The sequence below is a fragment of the Croceicoccus gelatinilyticus genome (assembly GCF_018398395.1).
Lineage (GTDB): Bacteria > Pseudomonadota > Alphaproteobacteria > Sphingomonadales > Sphingomonadaceae > Croceicoccus > Croceicoccus gelatinilyticus.
On sequence record NZ_JAHCBF010000042.1, the window covers coordinates 1 to 1,189 of the forward strand.

At 64.1% G+C, this 1,189-nt stretch carries 1 pseudogene; it reads left to right on the plus strand.

Annotated elements, in window-relative coordinates:
- Window positions 1–104 precede the first annotated feature (104 nt).
- Window positions 105–1,112: pseudogene (gene istA, locus KIH45_RS19015) on the plus strand (IS21 family transposase); the annotation flags it as partial.
- Between the last annotated feature and the right edge of the window lie 77 nt (window positions 1,113–1,189).

Genomic DNA, 1,189 nt, shown 5'->3' on the forward strand with positions numbered 1-1,189 from the left:
CCCTACGGTCTTCTTCTCCGCCATCGCTCTCGCCGCCACCGTCATATTCTGGCTCTGATCAATGAGTCCTGAGCCTAGGCTGATCGCTTTGGGGTCGGCCAGGGATGTTTGCCGTGGAGAGCTATGCCGCCGTTCGGCGCTTCGTGTTTATTGAGGGTCACAGTCGCCGCGAGGCGGCACGGGTGTTCGGGTTGAACCGCGAGACGGTCGCCAAGATGTGTCGTTTCTCGCTGCCGCCGGGCTACACGCGAACGAAGCCGGCGGAGAAGCCGAAGCTGGGTCCGCTGCTGCCGGTCATCGACGCCATTTTGGAAGCGGATCGGACGGCGCCGGCAAAGCAGCGGCACACCGCCAAGCGGATATTCGAGCGACTACGCGACGAGCACGGCTTCGCCGGCGGATATACGGTGGTGAAGGACTATGTCCGGATCGGACGGGCCCGCGGGCGTGAGACGTTCGTACCGCTGTCGCATCCGCCGGGCCATGCGCAGGTCGATTTTGGCGAGGCGGTCGGGGTGATCGGCGGTGTGCGCCAGAAGATCCACTTCCTGTGCATGGATCTGCCGCAGTCGGACGCGTGCTTCGTGAAGGCCTATCCGCGCGAGACGACCGAGGCGTTCCTGGATGGGCATGTATCGGCGTTCGCCTTCTTCGGCGGCGTGCCGCTATCGATCCTGTACGACAATACGACGATCGCCGTGGCGAAGATCTGCGGCGACGGGAAGCGCGAGCGGACCCGGGCCTTTACCGAACTGGTCAGCCATTATCTGTTCCGCGACCGCTTCGGTCGGCCGGGCAAGGGTAACGACAAGGGGAAGGTCGAGGGACTGGTGAAGTTCTCGCGTGCCAACTTCATGGTGCCGATCCCAATCGCTGCGAGCTTTGACGAGTTGAACGCCATGCTCGCCGGCCGCTGCCGGGCTCGCCAGGCCGAGCGTGCTGGCCGACACGTGGAGACGATCGGCGAACGGCTGGTGGCTGATAGCGCAGCGCTACGGGCGTTGCCGGCGGTACCGCTGGAGCCGTGCGAGAAGCGGGCGGCGCGGGTCTCGTCGATGGCGCTCGTGCGTTACCGGACGAACGACTACTCGGTGCCGACCGCCTACGGCTTCTGTTCCCCGTCAGCACCAATGGCACAGATTTGAGGTTGTGATTTAAGGAGGATTTGGGCTTCGTCGTAGTGATGAAG